This window comes from Roseinatronobacter sp. (assembly GCF_051859525.1).
Lineage (GTDB): Bacteria > Pseudomonadota > Alphaproteobacteria > Rhodobacterales > Rhodobacteraceae > Roseinatronobacter.
The window spans coordinates 1-18,914 of sequence record NZ_JBHYFM010000036.1 but is presented as its reverse complement, the minus strand read 5'-3'; the positions used below and the strand labels follow the sequence as shown (position 1 = coordinate 18,914).

General features: G+C 60.2%; 19 protein-coding genes and 1 tRNA gene. 11 read left to right on the top strand and 9 right to left on the bottom strand.

Annotated features, from left to right (window positions below; all coding sequences use genetic code 11):
* Nucleotides 1–82: 82 nt before the first annotated feature.
* The 5 genes from ACTIE1_RS16165 to ACTIE1_RS16145 form a co-directional block, all read right to left on the bottom strand.
* Nucleotides 83–1,351 carry a phosphopantothenoylcysteine decarboxylase domain-containing protein gene (locus tag ACTIE1_RS16165; RefSeq protein WP_439561963.1) on the bottom strand — a complete coding sequence of 423 codons (1,269 nt, stop codon included), beginning with the start codon at nt 1,349–1,351 and terminating at the stop codon, nt 83–85.
* Nucleotides 1,348–2,301 (bottom strand): transglutaminase domain-containing protein, encoded by a 954-nt coding sequence (locus ACTIE1_RS16160; protein WP_439561962.1) that lies wholly within the window; start codon nt 2,299–2,301, stop codon nt 1,348–1,350. The genes ACTIE1_RS16165 and ACTIE1_RS16160 overlap by 4 nt, the downstream gene beginning before the upstream one ends.
* 276 nt (nt 2,302–2,577) lie before the next feature.
* Complete coding sequence (locus tag ACTIE1_RS16155; protein ID WP_439561961.1) at nt 2,578–3,315, bottom strand: metallophosphoesterase; 738 nt, start codon at nt 3,313–3,315, stop codon at nt 2,578–2,580.
* A gap of 80 nt (nt 3,316–3,395) precedes the next feature.
* Nucleotides 3,396–4,991 (bottom strand): phosphoglycerate dehydrogenase, encoded by a 1,596-nt coding sequence (gene serA / locus ACTIE1_RS16150; RefSeq protein WP_439561960.1) that lies wholly within the window; start codon nt 4,989–4,991, stop codon nt 3,396–3,398.
* Between the two features lie 71 nt (nt 4,992–5,062).
* On the bottom strand, nt 5,063–6,220 hold the full coding sequence (locus ACTIE1_RS16145) for a phosphoserine transaminase (protein ID WP_439561959.1): 1,158 nt from the start codon (nt 6,218–6,220) through the stop codon (nt 5,063–5,065).
* A gap of 156 nt (nt 6,221–6,376) precedes the next feature.
* Between ACTIE1_RS16145 and serB the strand changes: the two genes are divergently transcribed.
* Both serB and ACTIE1_RS16135 read left to right on the top strand, forming a co-directional pair.
* Nucleotides 6,377–7,258, top strand: coding sequence for a phosphoserine phosphatase SerB (gene serB, locus ACTIE1_RS16140; protein ID WP_439561958.1), 882 nt, complete (start codon nt 6,377–6,379; stop codon nt 7,256–7,258).
* Between the two features lie 101 nt (nt 7,259–7,359).
* Nucleotides 7,360–8,523 (top strand): M20 aminoacylase family protein, encoded by a 1,164-nt coding sequence (locus tag ACTIE1_RS16135; RefSeq protein ID WP_439561957.1) that lies wholly within the window; start codon nt 7,360–7,362, stop codon nt 8,521–8,523.
* 85 nt (nt 8,524–8,608) lie between these two features.
* Here ACTIE1_RS16135 and ACTIE1_RS16130 read toward each other — a convergent pair whose 3' ends face one another.
* Both ACTIE1_RS16130 and ACTIE1_RS16125 read right to left on the bottom strand, forming a co-directional pair.
* Nucleotides 8,609–8,881, bottom strand: a complete 273-nt coding sequence (locus tag ACTIE1_RS16130) for a glycine zipper 2TM domain-containing protein (protein ID WP_439561956.1) — start codon at nt 8,879–8,881, stop codon at nt 8,609–8,611.
* A 143-nt stretch (nt 8,882–9,024) separates the two neighbouring features.
* Nucleotides 9,025–9,684 carry a histidine phosphotransferase family protein gene (locus ACTIE1_RS16125; protein WP_439561955.1) on the bottom strand — a complete coding sequence of 220 codons (660 nt, stop codon included), beginning with the start codon at nt 9,682–9,684 and terminating at the stop codon, nt 9,025–9,027.
* Here ACTIE1_RS16125 and ACTIE1_RS16120 point away from each other — a divergent pair.
* The 3 genes from ACTIE1_RS16120 (at nt 9,676) to ACTIE1_RS16110 (ending at nt 11,588) form a co-directional block, all read left to right on the top strand.
* Nucleotides 9,676–9,852, top strand: a complete 177-nt coding sequence (locus ACTIE1_RS16120) for a DUF3553 domain-containing protein (protein WP_439561954.1) — start codon at nt 9,676–9,678, stop codon at nt 9,850–9,852. The two genes, ACTIE1_RS16125 and ACTIE1_RS16120, sit on opposite strands and share 9 nt — an antisense overlap.
* A 132-nt stretch (nt 9,853–9,984) precedes the next feature.
* Nucleotides 9,985–10,761, top strand: coding sequence for a GNAT family N-acetyltransferase (locus ACTIE1_RS16115; protein WP_439561953.1), 777 nt, complete (start codon nt 9,985–9,987; stop codon nt 10,759–10,761).
* Nucleotides 10,758–11,588 carry a lysophospholipid acyltransferase family protein gene (locus ACTIE1_RS16110; protein ID WP_439561952.1) on the top strand — a complete coding sequence of 277 codons (831 nt, stop codon included), beginning with the start codon at nt 10,758–10,760 and terminating at the stop codon, nt 11,586–11,588. The genes ACTIE1_RS16115 and ACTIE1_RS16110 overlap by 4 nt, the downstream gene beginning before the upstream one ends.
* A 7-nt stretch (nt 11,589–11,595) precedes the next feature.
* Here ACTIE1_RS16110 and ACTIE1_RS16105 read toward each other — a convergent pair whose 3' ends face one another.
* The gene (locus ACTIE1_RS16105) at nt 11,596–12,213 is read right to left on the bottom strand and encodes a thiamine phosphate synthase (protein WP_439561951.1); all 618 of its coding nucleotides are present in this window, start codon (nt 12,211–12,213) and stop codon (nt 11,596–11,598) included.
* 131 nt (nt 12,214–12,344) lie between these two features.
* Between ACTIE1_RS16105 and ACTIE1_RS16100 the strand changes: the two genes are divergently transcribed.
* The 3 genes from ACTIE1_RS16100 (at nt 12,345) to ACTIE1_RS16090 (ending at nt 16,082) form a co-directional block, all read left to right on the top strand.
* A complete protein-coding gene (locus tag ACTIE1_RS16100) occupies nt 12,345–13,106 on the top strand; it encodes an RNA methyltransferase (RefSeq protein WP_439561950.1) in 762 nt (253 codons plus the stop codon).
* A 355-nt stretch (nt 13,107–13,461) separates the two neighbouring features.
* On the top strand, nt 13,462–14,616 hold the full coding sequence (gene ctaA / locus ACTIE1_RS16095) for a heme A synthase (RefSeq protein WP_439561949.1): 1,155 nt from the start codon (nt 13,462–13,464) through the stop codon (nt 14,614–14,616).
* Nucleotides 14,613–16,082 carry a carboxypeptidase M32 gene (locus ACTIE1_RS16090; protein WP_439563488.1) on the top strand — a complete coding sequence of 490 codons (1,470 nt, stop codon included), beginning with the start codon at nt 14,613–14,615 and terminating at the stop codon, nt 16,080–16,082. Before ctaA ends, ACTIE1_RS16090 begins: the two co-directional genes overlap by 4 nt.
* Here ACTIE1_RS16090 and ACTIE1_RS16085 read toward each other — a convergent pair.
* Complete coding sequence (locus ACTIE1_RS16085) at nt 16,077–17,426, bottom strand: ATP-binding protein (RefSeq protein WP_439561947.1); 1,350 nt, start codon at nt 17,424–17,426, stop codon at nt 16,077–16,079. The genes ACTIE1_RS16090 and ACTIE1_RS16085 overlap by 6 nt on opposite strands.
* Before the next feature lie 113 nt (nt 17,427–17,539).
* Here ACTIE1_RS16085 and ACTIE1_RS16080 point away from each other — a divergent pair, with 113 nt between their 5' ends.
* From ACTIE1_RS16080 to ACTIE1_RS16070, 3 genes are all read left to right on the top strand, one after another.
* Complete coding sequence (locus ACTIE1_RS16080) at nt 17,540–18,427, top strand: MBL fold metallo-hydrolase (RefSeq protein ID WP_439561946.1); 888 nt, start codon at nt 17,540–17,542, stop codon at nt 18,425–18,427.
* 59 nt (nt 18,428–18,486) lie between these two features.
* Nucleotides 18,487–18,561: transfer RNA gene (locus tag ACTIE1_RS16075), tRNA-Asn, on the top strand.
* Nucleotides 18,562–18,683: 122 nt separating this feature from the next.
* On the top strand, nt 18,684–18,914 hold a 231-nt coding region (locus ACTIE1_RS16070), incomplete at its 3' end, for a DUF6538 domain-containing protein (protein WP_439563487.1).

The window sequence follows — 18,914 nt, the reverse complement described above, 5'->3', positions numbered from 1 at the left end:
GCCGATAGCACGGCGGCCTGCGGCCTTGTCCCGCACCTTGTGTGGCAGCTTCAGACCAACAGCCGACCCGCGTTGCGCGCTGCTATTCGGCCGCCATCTGTTGGGGTGGGGAGCCGGCCAGCCCTTCAAGGTAGTCGGCAATCGCGGTTGCAATCCGTGCCTTGCCGTCCACTGGTGACACACCGTCCTTGCGCACCATCAGGGCACGCTGGTCACGCCCGCGCGTATCCTCGCCACGGGTGGCAACGACAAGGCCCGCACGGTCCAGCCGTTTTGACGCGACGCGGATCAGCTCCTCCTCGGTGACTTTTTCCAAATATTTGAACGCCACTGTGTGCATCTGCGGGCCTGCGGCCATCGCCAGATCAATCACCTTCTCGGTGGGTGCCAGCATCAGCGGGTATTCATCCGCGCCTGAAACGATCTTGCCGTCAACCACCTGTTTGGGCCGGTAATCGGCAACCCCTGCAGAAAACACCCCTGCGAACAGCCCCTGCCCGACACGGTCCAGAACCATATCGCGATAGTCATCATAGGTGCGCGCGATTGTCAGCCTCATCGGTGCCGATGGCCGCCATGCCCCGTCGCCCAGCAGCAATTCCGCATCAGCGCCGCGCCATGTCAGCTCCTCGGCGATATCGGCCCCCAGACGGCCACGGAAGCGGTTGACGATCCGGCGCACCCCGTCGATGGGCACAGGCGTTGGCCCCGCTGTCACCATGATACGCTTGCCGCGCAGCGCCGATCTTGACAGCGCGCGCCCCACTGCGGTGCATATCACCGCCGTATCGGGCAGGTTATGCTTGCCATATGCATTGCGCGGGGCAATGAACTGCACGCCCTGTGCGGCCAGTTTGCGGGAATTTTCCACAAGCTGGCTGTTATGCATGGACCCGTGCATCGTGGGCGCGACCAGAATGCGCGTGCGCCCCTGTTCCATCCGGCCCAGCGCGGAAATCAGCGCCGATGTGACCAGCGTATCGCCGATGCCTGCAGCCATTTTCGCAATGGTGTTATGCGTGGCGGGGGCCACCAGATAGGCATCGAATGGCGCATCATCGGACAAGTGTTCCGCCCGCCATGTCAACCCGTCCACCACCTGCCCCAGACAGGCCCATTCCAGCGCTTCGCGGGCGACATAGCGCAACGCATCCGCACTGGCGAAGGCAACCACATCCGCGCCATGCCGGCGCAGACCCCGCGCAATCTGGGGGGTTTTCATGGCCGCGATTCCGCCAGTGACCAACAACGCGACCCGCTTGCCCGCCAGCCGCGTGGACGCTGGTGGCACGTCATGGTCGCCCATCCCACTGGGTGTGGGCGCTGAAAAATCCCAGTCAAACAATGTCATGCAACGCGTCCGCCTTGTTGTTCCTCGGCAAGCAGATCGCGATGATCTGCGGAGACCCATTTTTGCCAGCATCCCTGCGCGCGGTCCAGCCGTGTGTTCAATGCCTCGAACTGCATGGGGGAAAAGCGGCTTTTCTTGCTCATCTCCTCATTCAAATGAGGGACAACCGCAATATCGAACATATCCAGCCCGTCATGCGAATGCGCGGGGCTGTAGGGCGTGCCGGTGCTGATGCGCGCGGGCAAAAGGTAGTCAAAGCCCGGTATCTGTTCCAGATAGATCCGCATGCTGTCGTCGTTATAGGACGAATCAGCCGCATGCCAGCGCCCGCCCAGTTTGACGGCCCCGAAATAGTGCCGCACCTTCGGGCGCATCAGCGGCAACCATGCATCTGGCATCAGTTTGCCCAGAACACTCATTTCCATGGGCACTTCGGCAAAACCCGCATCCAGCCCGCAAGCGCGCATCAGCGCAACCTGCAAATTCGCCTTGGTGGTGCACATCCCCGACCCGCGCGCCAATGTATCCGATGCGCGTTCCTGCCAGTTCCCGAAACGGTAGGGCATGGCCTGCACAAACGCGAACACCGCTTGCGCAGTCGCTTCTTCGGTGGTGCGCAACAGACGCGCGGCACGCCTGCGAATTGCCGGATGGTCAACATCGCACAGGGTTTCGGGGTCCGGCAGCCCGCGCGGCGGTGTCGAGGCTGCGACCGCGCTTTCTGCGGCCACAAGCGCTGCATCCAGCGCCCTGCGCAGAACCGCCTTGTCCGCCCGCGCCCAGTCAGCACCTGCCATATCCAGCACCCAGACCACAGCCTGAGCACCTTTGACCGTCATCTGCTGTGTCTGGCCGCGAAAATGGCAACCGGGGCTAAGCCAGCCTTGATCATGCGTCAGAACGCCCTGAAGCAGAACACACAGCTGGTCGGCCGAATGAACGTCAAGCACGCCGCCTTCAGGCAATGTCTGAATTTTACCATGCGCAAAAATCGCGGCCGCATCGCTGCCGAGATAAAGCCCTAATAAACTGTCGAAAAAATATCCCTCGGAAACAGTGGCATTCTGTGAAAAATCAAATTTATGCAGCATTCGGATTGTCCCCTATTTTAGCCATTGCACTAACGCCGACGGCGATTCGCGGCGATTGGCACAACTATAGGTTACAATTCGATGAAAAATTAACCCTTCTTTAACTACGTTTAGCGTAAGTCTTAGAAATAGCTTTCAAAGTGGCAAAAGAGGCACGCGCCCGGAATCGGTCAGTAGGCTGACCTGCCGACCTTCAATAACGGCCACGCTTAACGGCCCGCCATAGCCTGCGCGGCTGTCCAGATTGACCCTGTTGCGGTAATGCAAGGGGCGGGGAATCGCGGTATGGCCATGCACCACCAGCGGGCCATGATCGCGGGTGTCCATCAGGAACGGGTCGCGAATCCACAGCAAATCCTGCTCGGACTGTTGGGGCAGGGGCACACCGGGGCGAATGCCAGCGTGCACAAACAGGCTTTCCCCATGGCGATATGTCAGCGGGCGGGACTCCAGAAACGCAATATCTTCTGGCGGAACCTGTGCCAGCGCGTTGGTGCGGACTGCCTTGATGTGGAATGATGTCGGGCGATACAGCCCATAGGACATAAGCGTTTCCGCCCCGCCAATCAGCGGGTGCAAATAGGTCAGCCCCTCGCGGATATTGGGATCACGCCAGCCCGCATCGGTCAGAAAACGGGCGAAAAGCCTGTCATGGTTGCCCTTCAGCACCACCCATGGCGCCCCCCCGCCGACACCTTCGCGCAGCAGGCGGATCACGCCCGCGCTGTCCGGCCCCCTGTCCACCAGATCGCCCAGATGAACGACCGGCGCATCAGCGTCACGGCAGACCTTGCGATCCCTGTCGATCAGCGCATGGGCCTGTTGCAGCAATCCCAACTGCCCATGAATGTCGCCAATTGCATAGCTGCGCATCGAAAAACCCCTGTCCGTGTCCGCGGACAAGGAACAGGGGCAATCATCGCGGGTCAAGCCCCGCGATGATGATATTTACTTCAGCTCACATCAAAGACCAGCGGGCGCACCTGACGGAACAGGCCGGTTGCGCGCAATTTGTTCAGCACCGCATCGGGCGCAGGCGCATCCAGATACAGCAGCGCAATCGCATCATGCCCCGCATCCGAACGCCCAAGGGTAAAGTTGGCGATGTTCACGCCATTCTCGCCCATGGTCTGGCCCAGCGCGCCGATAATGCCCGGCACATCGTCATTGGTGGTATACAGCATATGCTCGCCCACTTCGGCGTCGATCGTGATGCCCTTGATCTGGATGAAGCGCGGCTTGCCATCGGAAAACACTGTGCCCGCGATGGAACGCTCGCGCCCCTCGGTCACCACTGTCAGCTTGATATACGCGTCAAACACACCCGATTTTGCTTGCGTGGTGCGCGAGATCTTGACGCCGCGTTCCTTGGCCACAACAGGCGCGGACACCATGTTCACATCGGGGTTGGTGGCCTTCATGATGCCTGCAATCGCTGCACAGCCCAGCGCGTCAAGGTTCATTTCGGACACGGCCCCGTCATATAGAATGTTGATGGCCTGAATCGGCTCGTCCGTCATCTGGCCTGCAAAAGCGCCCAGATGGCTGGCCAGTTTGACCCATGGCCCCATGACGCGCGCTTCTTCCGCCGTGACTGATGGCATGTTCAGCGCGTTCTGCACGGCCCCTGTCAGCAGATAATCCGCCATTTGCTCGGCCACTTGCAGCGCCACGTTTTCCTGTGCCTCGGTGGTGCTGGCCCCCAGATGGGGAGTGACAACAACATTGGGCAGGTTGAACAGCGGGCTGTCGGTTGCGGGTTCCACCTCGAACACATCAAAACCCGCACCGGCAACATGGCCGGATTTCAGCGCGTCAGCCAGGGCCGCTTCATCCACCAGACCGCCACGGGCGCAGTTCACAATGCGCACGCCCTTCTTGGTTTTCGCAAGGTTTTCGGCGGACAGGATATTGCGGGTCTTGTCGGTCAGCGGCACATGCAGGGTGATGAAATCGGCGCGTGCCAGCAGTTCATCCAGTTCCACCTTGGTCACGCCCAGCTTGGTCGCGCGTTCCTCGCTCAGAAAGGGGTCATAGGCCACAACCTTCATGCGCAGGCCCAGCGCGCGGTCACAGACGATACCGCCAATATTGCCCGCACCGATAACGCCCAGCGTCTTGCCCGTCAGTTCAACGCCCATGAAACGGGATTTTTCCCATTTTCCCGCATGGGTGGACGCGCTGGCTTCGGGGATCTGGCGTGCAACCGCCATCATAAGCGAGATCGCGTGCTCTGCCGTGGTGACGGAGTTTCCGAAAGGCGTGTTCATCACGATCACGCCTTTTTTCGACGCGGCGGGAATATCGACATTGTCGACCCCGATACCGGCACGGCCAACAACCTTCAGGTTGGGCGCAGCTTCCAGAATTTTTTCGGTCACTTTGGTGGCGGACCGGATGGCCAGCCCGTCATAGTCGCCAATGACGGACAGCAGTTTTTCCTTGTCCTTGCCGATGGACGGGTCAAACGTCACATCAATACCGCGGTCACGGAAAATCTGCACAGCGGTTTCAGACAGTTTGTCGGATACGAGAACTTTGGGTGCCATGGTTCGTGGCTCCTTGAATGATGGAATTTACGGGGAAAGTGCGGCGGGACGCACCCGCCACAATGTCAAACTTATGCAGACGCACTCAACGCGGCGCGTTCACTGTGATAGGCCCAGTCCAGCCATGGCATCAGCGCCTCAAGGTCGCTTCTCTCAACCGTGGCACCACACCAGATACGCAGGCCCGCTGGTGCATCGCGGTAGGCACCGATATCCAGCGCCACGCCCTCGACCTCCAGCCGTTTGGCAACGGCTTTGGCAAAACTCGCGCCGTCCGCAATTGCGGGATCAGTGAATTTCAGACAGACCGATGTCGTGGATGCGGTGGCAGGGTCTTCGGCCAGATTGGCAATCCAGTCATTGGCCGCGCAGAAATCCGCGATCACGCGCGCATTCGCGTCGCAGCGCGCGATCAGTGCAGACAACCCGCCAATGTCTTGCGCCCAATCCAGCGCAAGCAGGTAATCCTCGACCGCCAGCATGGACGGTGTGTTGATGGTTTCACCCTTGAAGATACCTTCAATCAGCTTGCCGCCCTTGGTCATGCGGAAAATCTTGGGCAGGGGCCATGCGGGGGTGTAGCTTTCCAGCCGTTCCACAGCGCGGGGGGACAGCACCAGCATGCCATGCGCCGCTTCACCGCCCATCACCTTTTGCCAGCTGAAGGTCACCACATCCAGCTTGTCCCATGGCAGGTCCATCGCAAACGCCGCCGATGTCGCGTCGCAAATGGTCAGGCCCTTGCGGTCGTCGGGAATGGCATTGCCATTGGGCACGCGCACGCCAGATGTTGTGCCGTTCCATGTGAATACCACGTCGGTGTCATAATCGATGCTGGCCATATCGACGATCTGGCCATATTCGGCGGTTTTCACATCGGCATCGATTTTCAGCTGCTTGACCACATCCGTGACCCAGCCTGCACCAAAACTTTCCCATGCCACCATCGTGGCCTTCCGCGCGCCCAGCATGGACCACATGGCCATTTCAACGGCACCCGTGTCGGATGCAGGTACAATGCCGATGCGGTAATCTGCGGGAATGCCAAGAATGTCGCGCGTACCGTCAATGGCCGCTTTCAGCTTGGATTTGCCCACTGCGGCACGATGCGACCGGCCCAGGGGGGCGTCAGCCAGCTTTTCCAGTGCGAATGTGGGGATTTTGGCACAGGGGCCAGACGAAAAGCGCGGATTTGCCGGGCGCGTTGCCGGTTGTGCAGGTATGCTCATGGTATCCTTCCAGATATAATGCCCTTCGTTGGGGAAGGGTGTCCCACGAATGGCATTACGGCCCAATCCGGACTGGCACAAGAGGCAAAATTGTTCTAGAGCGCCGCTTGAACACAGAAAAACGACGCTGCTTGTCCACGATCGGAAACTTGCCCCATGTATGTCGCCACACTGCTGACCAACCCCGCCCGACCACTGCTTGATGCCACTGCTATCGAATCCTTGCGTGACGCATGGGGCGGGGGCGTGGCCGAATGGCTGAACCCCGGCATAGCCGCAGAATTCCCAATGGAGATGGTCCCCGCGAACCGATGGCAGGTCTGGCAGGATTTTCAGGCGCAAGGCATTGATCTGGCAATCCAGCCCGCGAAGGGGCGTCAGAAACACATGCTGCTTGCCGACATGGACAGCACCATGATTGAACAGGAATGCATTGACGAATTGGCGGACGAAGCTGGCGTCGGTGCCTATGTCGCAGATATCACCGCGCGCGCCATGAATGGCGAGCTGGAATTCGAGGATGCCCTGCGCGAACGTGTCGCCCTGCTGAAGGGGCTGGATGCAAGCGTCATTGCCAAGGTTCTGGAGAAACGCATCACCTTCACCCCCGGCGGACGCGAACTGATCGCCACAATGAAGGCACGCGGCGGCTATGCCGTGCTGGTGTCGGGCGGGTTCACGGCCTTTACCGCACATGTGGCCGAAGCCTTGGGATTTGACGAAAACCGCGCCAATACGCTGCTGGCCGAGGGCGGCAAGCTGACGGGGGCTGTGGCCGAGCCGATTCTGGGCCGCGATGCCAAGGTTGCAGCCCTTGACGAGATTACCGCGCGGCTGGGCCTTCAGGCCAGTGATGTGATTGCCGTGGGCGACGGGGCCAATGATCTGGGCATGTTGGACAGGGCAGGCGCAGGGGTGGCGTTGCATGCAAAACCCGCGGTGGCTGCGCAATGTGACTTGCGCATCAATCATGGCGATCTGACTGCGCTGTTGTATTTGCAAGGCTACCGGATCGACGATTTTGTAAGCGAATTGTGATCACCCCAAGTCTTTCGGGCAGAGCGCTGGAAGCGGGGCCAAGACTGTGGCACAGTGCCGCAAATCGCCATAACGCGATCACATCCAAGGAGCTTGCTGCAATGCCGATCAAGAACCGTTTTGCCGAATTACTGCCGGAAATCACGGCATGGCGCAGGGATTTTCATGCCCATCCCGAAATTCTGTATGACTGCCATCGCACTGCCGGAATAGTCGCGCAAAAACTGCGTGAATTCGGCTGTGACGAGGTGGTCGAAGGGATCGGCGGCACGGGTGTTGTCGGTGTCATTCGCGGCCGCAAGGCCGGATCGGGCCGTGTCGTGGGGCTACGCGCCGACATGGACGCCTTGCCGATTCACGAGGCGACAGGTCTTGAATACGCATCCAAGGAAGCAGGCAAAATGCACGCCTGCGGGCATGACGGCCATACGGCCATGCTGCTGGGTGCCGCCAAATACCTGACAGAAACGCGCAATTTCGACGGGACCGTGGTTGTCATTTTCCAACCTGCCGAAGAAGGGGGCGGTGGGGGCCGTGCCATGTGCGAAGATGGGCTGATGGAGCGGTTTGGCATTCACGAAGTGTATGGCATGCATAACTGGCCCGGTGTTCCCGCAGGGCAGTTCAGCATCCGGCCCGGTGCCTTCTTTGCGGCGACAGACCAGTTTGAAATTGCTGTCGAAGGGCGCGGCGGACATGCTGCCAAACCACATGAATGCATTGATACAACCGTGGTTGCAGCGCATCTTGTCACCGCAATGCAAACTATCGCCAGCCGCAATGCGGACCCGACCAAGGAAATCGTTGTGTCGGTCACATCCTTCGTGACTGGGTCACAGGCGTTCAATGTGATTCCCCAGAATGTGACCTTGCGCGGCACGGTGCGCACCCTAAGCAGTGACATGCGCGAACTGGCCGAGGCCCGCATCACAGCCATGGCCGAGCACACGGCCAAGGCCTTCGGCGCGAAAGCGCAGGTCAAGTATATGCGCGGATATCCGGTGATGGTGAATACCGACACGGAAACGGAATATGCCGCACAGGCGGCGCGCAGCGTTTCGGGCGCATGCGATGACGCCCCGCTTGTCATGGGCGGCGAAGATTTCGCCTTCATGCTGGAAGAACGCCCCGGTGCGTATATTCTTGTGGGCAATGGCGACACCGCCAGCGTGCACCACCCCGAATATGATTTCAACGATGACGCCATTCCTGCCGGTTGCAGTTTCTGGGTGGAGCTGGCCGAACAACGCCTGCCGCTGGCGTAACGCAATACACGCTGGATGATATGAAAACAGCCCCGGCCAATTTGACCGGGGCTGTTTTATTCACCGTGTCAGATTTCGGGTGAAATCAGGGGCAAGGCGCCTCGTAATAGGTGCCGTCACCACGGGCATAAGCACACTGACCTGTGCGCGTATTCTGCGCAAGCAATGTGCCCGCAGCCGCGCCTGCAACTGTCGTCAGAATTGTCCAGTTGGTGTTCGCACCCATCAGGTTCGCAACAGCAAGGCCACCAGCCGCACCGGCAACACCGCCCACAACAGACCGTTCGGTTTGCGTCATCTGGCAACCGGACACCGCAAGCGCGCTACCCACCACTGCCATCATCAGGAATTTTCTCATATCAATCGCCTCCTTAAGACCAGTTATGAATAACAGGCTAACATATTTTCGGGGCCTGTCACGACCATGTTTTGATTTCGGCGGGAAACCACCGATCAAAAACATTGGTATTGCAAGGCCCGCAAACTGCATTTCCGGCCGCGCTATTTTCCGTCTGGCGTCAGGGACAGTTCGATCGTTTGTTCTGTGATTTTGACAGATAGCCGACACCCTTGCCGCCGCATTTCCAACGCGCCCAGAATGAAATGAACCGTTACAGGGCGTTGCCCGTCCGGTATGGCGCAGCCGCCCAGAATGGCCCATTGTTCGGGATCATATCGAATGCGGTCCGCTTCTGCCATCAGCCTGTATCCGGCTGTGTCGCCCGTCACATGCACCGCCCCGCCCCATGGCAGCGCGGTTTCCAGACACATCAGCAACAACAACAGAAGTTTGACATCCTGTCGTGGCAGGTCCTGCGCGATCTCAAATTCGGTCCAGTGGCGCGATACCTTGCCATAGTCACCCAGCAATGACAGGATTTCGGCACGCGCTGTCATCTGGCCCGGCGACGCTGGCCCGAAGGCGCATCGAAACAGGCGGATTCGGGCATTGGCCGTGCCCACGCTTTCGCTGATCAACGCCAGTTCGGGGCCATCCGCCGCACCGGCCATGCCAAGCAACTCCACACCGTTTCCGATGGCACCCAAGGGACTTATCAAGTCATGGCAAATTCGCGACGTCAGTAATTCTGCAAGATTCAGGACGCCATCAGGGCTTTCCAACGTCAAATCTTCAATATAGTCATAATTCAAATGAGTCATTCGATCCTAGAGCCAGGAATGTTCGTGCGCCACCCCCAATTCCCGGATTGGGGTATCGGGCAGGTTCAGTCGCGCATTGGCGACATTGTGACTGTCAATTTTCCAGATGAAGGTAAAAAAGTCATTAATGGTAAGTTGGTTACGCTCGAAATTGTATATAATTTATAGCTATGCAGTGTCGCACAACCATGACGTGCGAACAAGTCCGTTTTATCGTCGATCCGGCCTTGCAACATTGACGCCCGCTGCGTAAAGCCAAGATCGTTCCGGCACCGGAGACACCCGATGATAGAGGGCTGGATGAATACCGACCAACCGAAACTGACAGTGCGGCTGGCCCGCGATGCCGCCGACATTCAGGCCGCACAGCGCTTGCGATATCGCGTGTTTATTCAGGAACTTGGCGGAACAGGACCATTGGTCGACCACGCGCTGAAGCTGGAGCGCGACGAACTGGACCCGTATTTTGACCATCTGTTACTGATCAATACCGACCTGAACCCCGATGACGGGCAGCACGTTGTGGGGGCATACCGGCTATTGCCGTGTGACCGGCTGGACCAGACGGGCAGGTTCTACTGCGACCACGAATTCGACCTGCACCCCCTGCGCGCGACAGGACGCAAGCTGCTGGAACTGGGCCGGTCTTGTGTGGACAAGGCCTATCGCGGCGGACCGGCCATGTTTCTGATGTGGCAGGCCCTTGCGGAATATGTTGCGCGTCACCGCATTGACGTTCTGTTCGGGGCCGCCAGTTTTCACGGAACCGACCCCCACGCGCTGGCACAACCGCTAAGCCTGCTGCATCACCGGCATCTGGCCCCGCCCGAACTGCGCGTGCGGGCCAGAAACTACCAGCGCATGGACCTGCTTGCGCCGGACAGGCTGGACCGCAAGGCCGCCGTTGCGCAACTGCCCTCCCTGATCAAGGCATATCTGCGCATCGGGGGGGTTGTGGGCGACGGGGCATTTATCGACCCCGAATTCCGCACCACCGATATTTGCCTGATACTGGACACCAACGCCATGACGCGCGCGGCGCACAGCCTTGCGCCAAAGGGTGTTCCGGCACCATGACATGGGGCGAGGATATAGCGCCGCCAAAAGTCGCCATAACACCCGCCTGCTGGCCCAGAATAGCGCTGCGCCTGTGCCTTCTGGCCCCGCTATTGTTCGGGGGGCTGGCCGTCATGCTGGTTTTGCGGCTGGTGGAACGCCCGCTATTTGGCTTGCGCCGCCCAGTCACGCCATATCTGACCCAAGCGGTGTGCCGCCTTGCGCTGGTCATTATCGGGCTGCGCCTGCATGTGCACGGCACCCCCATGACAAAACGCGGCGCGATCGTGGCCAATCATGCATCTTGGCTGGATATCTTTGTGCTGAACGCCGCCGACAGGGTTTACTTCGTCTCCAAGGCCGAGGTGGCCGCGTGGCCGGGTATCGGCTGGCTGGCGCGGGCAACCGGCACCGTCTTCATCCGGCGCGACAGGCGCGAGTCCGCCCTGCATAAATTGCTGTTCGAGGCACGCTTGCGCGCGGGCCACAGGCTGCTGTTCTTTCCCGAAGGCACCAGTTCCGACAGCCAGCGCGTGCTGCCCTTCAAATCGACCTTGTTCGCCGCCTTCTTCACGCCCGCGCTGCGCGATGTGCTGCATGTCCAACCCGTCAGCGTGTCATACTTCGCGCCCAAAGGTCAGGACACGCGCCTGTACGGGTGGTGGGGTGGCATGGATTTCGGCGCGCATCTGCTGGTGGTTCTGGCGCAATCGCGGCGCGGACGGGTGAACCTGACATTCCACCCCGAATTGCAGGTCGCATCCTTCGCGGACCGCAAGGATCTGGCCATGGCCGCAGAAACCGCAATCCGTCAGGGGTTTGACGCCCGAACCGGACCGGACCCATAACCGCGCATCAGCGCAAGGGTTCGGTCAGGTCCATCAATGCGGCCACAGGGTCCGGCTGCGCCCAGATTTCGTCGCCCAACGCAAAGAAATCCGCAACCGGCGCAAGGCCCGCAACCAGATCGCGGGTCAGTGCCCCTTCGGCGACGACCGGCAATTCGATCATGGCAGACCACCATTCAAACAGATCATGCGGCGCGACCTGTCCATCGCCCAGCGCGGTCTGCCCCACCGGCCCGAAGCTGATGTAATCGGCCCCGGCTTCGCCCGCATTAATGCCGTCATGCTGCGATGTGCCACAAAAGCTGCCGATAATCGCATCCGCGCCCATATCCTTGCGCAGTTTGCGCAGGGGTTTGGTGGTGTCGGACAAATGCACCCCGTCCAGCCCAAGGCGTTCCACCATCAGCACATGATCGGCAATGACGATGGGAATATCGCGTGCATGGGCGATTTCGCGCATGGCATCCGCGCTGCGCAGGATCGTATCCTCGTCGCGGCTTGCCAGTGCCAGCCGCAAACACGCCACAGCGTGGCTGTCCAGAACGCGCGCCAGAATCTGGGGGAAGGTTTCAATCTCGAAGGTGGGGGGCGTGATCAGGTAAATCTGGGGCTGGTCATCGGGCATGCTGATGGCATCTTTCGCTTGAACTGTTGTGCTTCTACCCTGTGGCCGGAGCGGAAACAAGCACGCGCAGCTTGAAGCATGCGCCCTGCCCCGCTATTGGCAGCGCACCACCCACACCCGCCAGAGGTTCCATGACCCCGCTTGATGACCAGCTATTCGACGCACCCACCCCCGTTATGGTGCTGGTGCGCCCGCAAATGGGTGAAAATATCGGCGCGGCCGCGCGGGCCATGCTGAATTTCGGCTGCGCGCGTATGCGCGTTGTGGCCCCGCGCGATGGCTGGCCCAACCCCAAGGCCACGACCATGGCATCCGGTGCATCCCCTGTGCTGGACCGCGCGGGTGCATTTGACGACCTGCCCGCCGCGATTGGCGATTGTGACTATGTTTTTGCCACCACCGCGCGCGGGCGCGGGCTGACAAAACCCGTGCTGACGCCCGAACACGCCATGAAACAGGCCCGCGCCATGGTGGCGCAAGGCAAGCGTGTCGCCGTGTTGTTCGGGCCGGAACGTGCGGGGCTGGAAAACCACGATGTGGCGCGCGCCAATGCCATTATCACGGTGCCGGTCAACCCCGCCTTCTATTCGCTGAACCTAGCGCAATGCGTGTTGCTGGTGGCCTATGAATTCGCCCGCCTTGGCGCGGACACGCCCCCCGAAGTGCTGGCCATGGCCGGCACCGATTTTGCCACCGCGATCGAGCGCGAGAAGCTGGGCGATCACTTCGAGGACCGGCTGGAGCATGCAGGTTTCTTTGCCCCGCCTGAAAAGGCACAGAACATGCGCCTGAATTTGCGCAACATGTGGGCGCGGCTGGCCCTGACACGCGCGGATGTGCAAACCCTGCATGGCATGTTGCGCCAACTGGCGCGCAAGCATGGCGGGCAGTGAGGGCACTTTTGGGTTGAAGCTGACACCCAAGGTGCGGAATCAAGGCCGCAGGCCGCCGCACTATCGGCGGGCCGTCCCGCGGCCTGCCGATTTGGCCAGCGACACGCCAAGCCTTGTCAGGCGAGGGTATGCAGCAGGGATAAAGTGCATTGCTCTGACGCCGGATCGGCAGACCCCGGCCCACCGATAGCGCGGGCTTTATCCTAGTGCGAAGGGCCGCTTCAGGCCAATCTTCCGCAACCTGCCCCTGATATACCCGTCCCGCACCATGCTGAGTGCTTAGACCGCATCCCTCGCCCCTTGATCCCGCATCAGCCACACACTAGCTTGCAGCGCGACCACACAGGAGGGCCACATGGCCAGCAAACGCCCCATATTCGAAGATGTCGCCACAGCGCGGCCGTCAACCACACCCCAAGGCGGGGTCATAGATCGCACTCGCAAGGGCGCGCGGGGGGCCATTCGTCTGTGGTTGATGTCCCTGTTCGCGCTGGTCTGCGTCATGATCGTCGTGGGCGGGATGACACGGCTGACAGACAGCGGTTTGTCCATCACCGAATGGCGCCCTGTTACGGGTGCCATACCGCCACTGAATGCGGAAATGTGGGCGCAGGAATTCGACAAATACCGCCAGATTGACCAGTATCAACTGGTCAATCGCGGCATGACACTGGATGAATTCAAGATCATCTACTGGTGGGAATGGGGGCACCGGCAGCTGGGCCGTGTGATCGGGCTGGTCTGGGGTGTGGGCTTCTTGTTTTTCTGGCTGACAGGGCGAATACCCGCAGGCTGGACGCCGCGCCTGCTTACGCTTGGGGCGCTGGGCGGGGTGCAGGGCGCGATCGGCTGGTGGATGGTGGCATCGGGCCTGACAGAAGGCATGGTTGCGGTGGCGTCCTACAGGTTGGCCACGCATCTGGGGCTTGCCTTTGTCATTCTCGGGCTGATCGCGTGGTATACCTTCTTGCTGAACCGTCCCGAAGCCGAGTTGATGACAGCACGCCGGTCGCGCGAGGCGAAACTGTTTTCCATGTCCACCGGATTGATGCATTTTGCGTTCCTGCAGATCCTGCTGGGTGCGCTGGTCGCGGGTATTGATGCAGGGCGCGGATATACCGACTGGCCCTTGATGAATGGTGTGTTCATTCCCCCCGAACTGCTGGCCATGCAGCCCCTATGGGTCAATTTCTTCGAGAACCCTGCAACGACACAGTTCATCCACCGTATGGCGGGCTATTTTCTGGCCGCTTTCGCGGTTGTGGTCTGGCTGCGCGGGCGCAAATCAACGCATGCGGCCACGCGTGCCGCGTTCAACGCGATGTTTGTAGTGATGCTGGGCCAGATTGTTCTGGGCATTTTCACTGTCCTGCATGGCGCACCTTGGCAGTTGGGCATTGCCCATCAGGCCACCGCCGTGCTGCTATGGGTGCTGATTATCCGTGCGCGCCATCTGGCACAATTTCCGCGCTTTGACAGTCTGCGCAACACCAAAGGGGCCACCACATGACCGCATATGATAAAGCCATGGCCCATGCCCGCACGACCGAGGCACTTGCTCAGGTTGCGGGCCGTCTGGGCTGGGACCAGCAAACTGTCATGCCGCGCGGCGCCAATATGCAACGGTCAGAAGAAATGGCCGCGCTGGAAGATGTGCTGCACGCACGGCGCACCGACCCGCGCCTTGGCGAATGGCTGGACGCGGCCCAGCCGCCCGACGACATGGGCGCAGCCTGCCTGCGCGAATTGCGCCGCGCTTATGCGCGCAATGCCAAAGTGCCTGCGCGGCTGGCCTCTGAACTGGCGCGTATTACCCCGCTGGCACAGGATGCATGGGAAGCCGCACGCCATAACGAGGATGTCGCCAGCTTCCTGCCATGGCTGAACCAGATGGTCGCACTGCGCCGCGAGGAAGCGCACGCCATCGCGGATGGTGGCGACCCCTATGATGCGCTGATGGAAGATTATGAGCCGGGCACCAGTTCCGATGCGGTGGCCACAATTTTCAACGACATGCGCCCGCGTCTGGTGGCCCTGCGCGACGCAATCCTTGGCGCGAACACACCCCCCGCCCTGACCGGCCATTTCCCCCAGGATGCGCAACTGCGACTGTCGCGGCGCATCGCGGAACATTTCGGCTATGATTTCACACGCGGGCGTATTGATCTGGCGGTGCATCCCTTCTCCTCGGGATCGGGGGACGATGTGCGCATCACCACCCGCGTGGCCGTGGATGACCCGTTCAACTGCCTGTATTCCACACTGCACGAGGTGGGGCACGCTGCCTATGAACAGGGCGTGGACCACGCCTATGCCCTAAGCCCCATCGGGCAGGGCGTGTCCATGGGCGTGCATGAAAGCCAAAGCCGGATCTATGAAAACCAGCTTGGCCGGTCACGCGCTTTTACGGGTTGGCTGTTTGCGGCAATGCAGCAGGAATTCGGCACGCTGTCCGTGGCCGATGCAGATGCGTTTTATGCCGCTGTAAACCGCGTGAATACGGGCTTTATCCGCACCGAAGCGGATGAAGTGCAATATAACCTGCACATCATGCTGCGCTTTGATCTGGAACGCGCACTGATCCGCGGACAACTGGACGCCGCCGACCTGCAAGAGGCGTGGAACGCGCGGTTTGCAGCAGATTTCGGCTATGCGGTGGACCGCCCGTCACATGGCGTGTTGCAAGATGTGCATTGGGCCGTTGGCCTGTTCGGGTATTTCCCGACCTATGCCTTGGGCAATATCTATGCCGGTTGCCTGTTCAAGGCCATGCAAGGCGACATTCCCGACCTGCAAGACCACCTGTCCACCGGCAATGCCGGGCCTGCAACGGAATGGCTGCGCACGCGCGTGCAGCAATACGGCGCCCTGCGCCCGCCGGTCGAGACAATAACCCATGCCTGTGGCAGCGCACCGGATGCCGGCCCGTTCCTGCAATATCTGGAGGACAAGTTCAGCGCAATCTACACCCTATGAGGATGGCACCAGCGGCACGCGCATAACGGCACGCAGCCCGCCCAGACGCGGGCTGGCATCCAGAAGCAACCTGCCTTCATGGGCGCGCATGGCTTCCGTCACAATTGCCAGACCAAGGCCCACGCCCCCGCCCTGATCCCGGTTGCGTGCATCATCCAGCCTTACAAACGGCTCGGTCGCGCGGGGGCGGTCGATCTCGGCTATGCCGGGGCCATTATCTTCGACTGATATGTCAAGCCACGCCCCGTCCGATATTGAAAGACCGACATGCACATCGCTGGCATGACGCAATGCATTCGACAGCAGATTGTCCAGCGCGCGCTCAACCAACCCTTTATGCAAAGGCAGGGAAGGCACCGCCTGCCCGCCGTCAGAAAAACCGATCTGATGTCCTGTTGCCGCATATTTTTCCAGCAAATCGGCCACCAGACCAACGGGATCAACGCTGCATTTGACCTCGTCAGGGGTGACACCGCGCGAATATTCCAGAAACCCGTTCAACAGGCTTTCCAGATCGGCAACTTCTGCGGAAAGCGCGGCTTTATCCTCTGACTCGTCCATCATCGACAGGATCAGCCGCATGCGTGTCAGGGGGGTGCGCATATCGTGACTGACACCGGACAACATAAGTTTGCGTTGCGTGTTCTGGCGGTCAATCCGGTTGCGCATATCGATGAAGGCCAGACTTGCAGCACGGATTTCCCTGGCCCCGGCAGCGCGGAAAGGCACAGTGCGCCCGCGCCCATAGGCCTCGGCGGCCTGACCAAGCCTGCGGATGGGCCGCACCTGCAGACGCAGGAACTGAAACGCGATCAGCGCCATGACCACGGATGCCAGAAACACGATCACCAGCAACTGATGCGGGTTTGATGTTGTGACAAGACGGCGGGGGATTATCACCTCCAACACACCATGACGACTGTCCATGAACAAAAAGACAGTATTGGAATCCGAAACCAGATCGACATTGCGATAGGCGGGCAGGTTTTCACTTAGCACGCGAATGATCTCTCGTCCGGCCAGATCGGTCCATTCACGCGTATCCCCGAAGGGCGGCACAACTGGCAGGGGCAGAACAGATATGTCGATTTGCATGGCATCCGCAAGCTCTGCCAGATCTTGCAAAACAGGCGCGGCGTCCGGACTGCCTTCCAGCTGGTCCGTCAGGAACCGGATATCGCGCAGGGTGTTTTCCGTCATTTGCGCCGTGACACGTTCATAATGCCGCTGCACGAACACAATGGACAACACAATCTGGATCACGATGATCGGCACAATCAGGATCAACACAGCGCGCCCGTAAAAGCTGCGCGGCAAGAACCGTTTTACGAAGCTGCTCCACATGACCGGCACCCTTCCGAACAAGCCAGACGCTTCCGGAAAACCCGCCTATGCGCCTGATCCCGAAACTAAGGTCATTATTGACCTTTGACCACCACTGTTCATAAATCCGGCCCATGACACATAGCTGCCCCGAACCCGACCTGCGGATGCTGCGCGCGCATAACCCGTCCCCCATGACCGGCGACGGGACAAACACATATATTGTCGGGCGCGGCACTGTCTGCATCATTGACCCCGGCCCGCAGGATGACGTTCATCTGCATGCGATCATGGCCGCACTTGACCCGGGCGAACATGTTACGTGCATTCTGGTCACCCACAGCCATCTGGACCATTCCCCGCTGGCGCGGCCCCTTGCGCACAGGACTGGCGCACGCATCATGGCCTATGGCGACAGTCTGGCCGGTCGGTCCCCTATCATGTCGCGTCTGGCGGCACAGAACATGGCAGGCGGGGGCGAAGGTGTGGATACAGGCTTCCGTCCGGATGAACTGCTGCAAGACAACCAGGCGATTGCGGTCGGCGCGGAACGGTTGCGCGCCATATGGACGCCGGGCCATATGGCAAATCACATGTGCTTTGAATGGCGCGGCGCAGTGTTCAGCGGGGATCATGTGCTTGGCTGGACAACCTCCCTTGTATCACCCCCGGATGGCGATCTGGGCGCCTATATGCAGTCCCTCGACAAATTAGAGGCCCTGAACGCAAGGCGGCTTTATCCGGGCCATGGTGCCCCGATCGACCAGCCCAAGGCACGGCTTGAAACCCTGCGCAAGCACCGGCACCGGCGGGAGGCAGAGATCATCGCAGAGCTGGATAAAGGCGCGCGCGAAATACCGCAACTCGTGGCACGCATCTACGCAGATATCCCCGCCCATCTGCATGCCGCCGCCGCCCGAAATGTTCATGCGCATCTGATTCATCTGTGGGAAAACGGCCAGGTCAGCGCATCACCCGCCCCTATGCCAAACGCCCGATACATGCGTGCACAACGCCGGTGATAAAATTGTGTGTTTTGGTCTGGACGTGCCTGAAAACGGTTGCTATAGGGGCATTGTGTTCCGGCGTAGCTCAGCGGTAGAGCAGTTGACTGTTAATCAATTGGTCGTAGGTTCGATCCCTACCGCCGGAGCCAAAACCCTCTAAAACCTATAGAATACAATGGCTTACGGATTTTTCCGCAAGCCGTTCCCGCCTGTTTGCCCTCTGTGCCCAATGTCGCGGATTTTTCTGCGCACAAAGACTCGGAGCCAGAGCATGGGGCGTATCGCCTATCTCTCAAAGCGCGGCAGGGTCTGGTGGTTTCGACGCCGCTATCCCGCCCTCTTCGTGACCCGGTCACAAAGTCACCAAAACTCAACGCTTTCTGAAGAGAAAGTAAGCCGAGCCCAAGCACAGGGTCATCTTGCCGTGAGCCTGAAAACCTCGTCACCGCGCGAGGCCCGCCTGCTCGGGGCGAGGCTCTGCGACCATTTCGAGCGCGCTTGG

Excerpts from the sequence above, each read along its gene's own strand:
- ACTIE1_RS16165 (WP_439561963.1), bottom strand. The coding sequence starts at position 1,351 with ATGACATTGTTTGACTGGGATTTTTCAGCGCCCACACCCAGTGGGATG.
- ACTIE1_RS16155 (WP_439561961.1), bottom strand. The coding sequence starts at position 3,315 with ATGCGCAGCTATGCAATTGGCGACATTCATGGGCAGTTGGGATTGCTG.
- serA (WP_439561960.1), bottom strand. The coding sequence starts at position 4,991 with ATGGCACCCAAAGTTCTCGTATCCGACAAACTGTCTGAAACCGCTGTG.
- ACTIE1_RS16145 (WP_439561959.1), bottom strand. The coding sequence starts at position 6,220 with ATGAGCATACCTGCACAACCGGCAACGCGCCCGGCAAATCCGCGCTTT.
- serB (WP_439561958.1), top strand. The coding sequence starts at position 6,377 with ATGTATGTCGCCACACTGCTGACCAACCCCGCCCGACCACTGCTTGAT.
- ACTIE1_RS16135 (WP_439561957.1), top strand. The coding sequence starts at position 7,360 with ATGCCGATCAAGAACCGTTTTGCCGAATTACTGCCGGAAATCACGGCA.
- ACTIE1_RS16130 (WP_439561956.1), bottom strand. The coding sequence starts at position 8,881 with ATGAGAAAATTCCTGATGATGGCAGTGGTGGGTAGCGCGCTTGCGGTG.
- ACTIE1_RS16120 (WP_439561954.1), top strand. The coding sequence starts at position 9,676 with ATGAGTCATTCGATCCTAGAGCCAGGAATGTTCGTGCGCCACCCCCAA.
- ACTIE1_RS16125 (WP_439561955.1), bottom strand. The coding sequence starts at position 9,684 with ATGACTCATTTGAATTATGACTATATTGAAGATTTGACGTTGGAAAGC.
- ACTIE1_RS16115 (WP_439561953.1), top strand. The coding sequence starts at position 9,985 with ATGAATACCGACCAACCGAAACTGACAGTGCGGCTGGCCCGCGATGCC.
- ACTIE1_RS16110 (WP_439561952.1), top strand. The coding sequence starts at position 10,758 with ATGACATGGGGCGAGGATATAGCGCCGCCAAAAGTCGCCATAACACCC.
- ACTIE1_RS16105 (WP_439561951.1), bottom strand. The coding sequence starts at position 12,213 with ATGCCCGATGACCAGCCCCAGATTTACCTGATCACGCCCCCCACCTTC.
- ACTIE1_RS16100 (WP_439561950.1), top strand. The coding sequence starts at position 12,345 with ATGACCCCGCTTGATGACCAGCTATTCGACGCACCCACCCCCGTTATG.
- ctaA (WP_439561949.1), top strand. The coding sequence starts at position 13,462 with ATGGCCAGCAAACGCCCCATATTCGAAGATGTCGCCACAGCGCGGCCG.
- ACTIE1_RS16090 (WP_439563488.1), top strand. The coding sequence starts at position 14,613 with ATGACCGCATATGATAAAGCCATGGCCCATGCCCGCACGACCGAGGCA.
- ACTIE1_RS16085 (WP_439561947.1), bottom strand. The coding sequence starts at position 17,426 with ATGTGGAGCAGCTTCGTAAAACGGTTCTTGCCGCGCAGCTTTTACGGG.
- ACTIE1_RS16080 (WP_439561946.1), top strand. The coding sequence starts at position 17,540 with ATGACACATAGCTGCCCCGAACCCGACCTGCGGATGCTGCGCGCGCAT.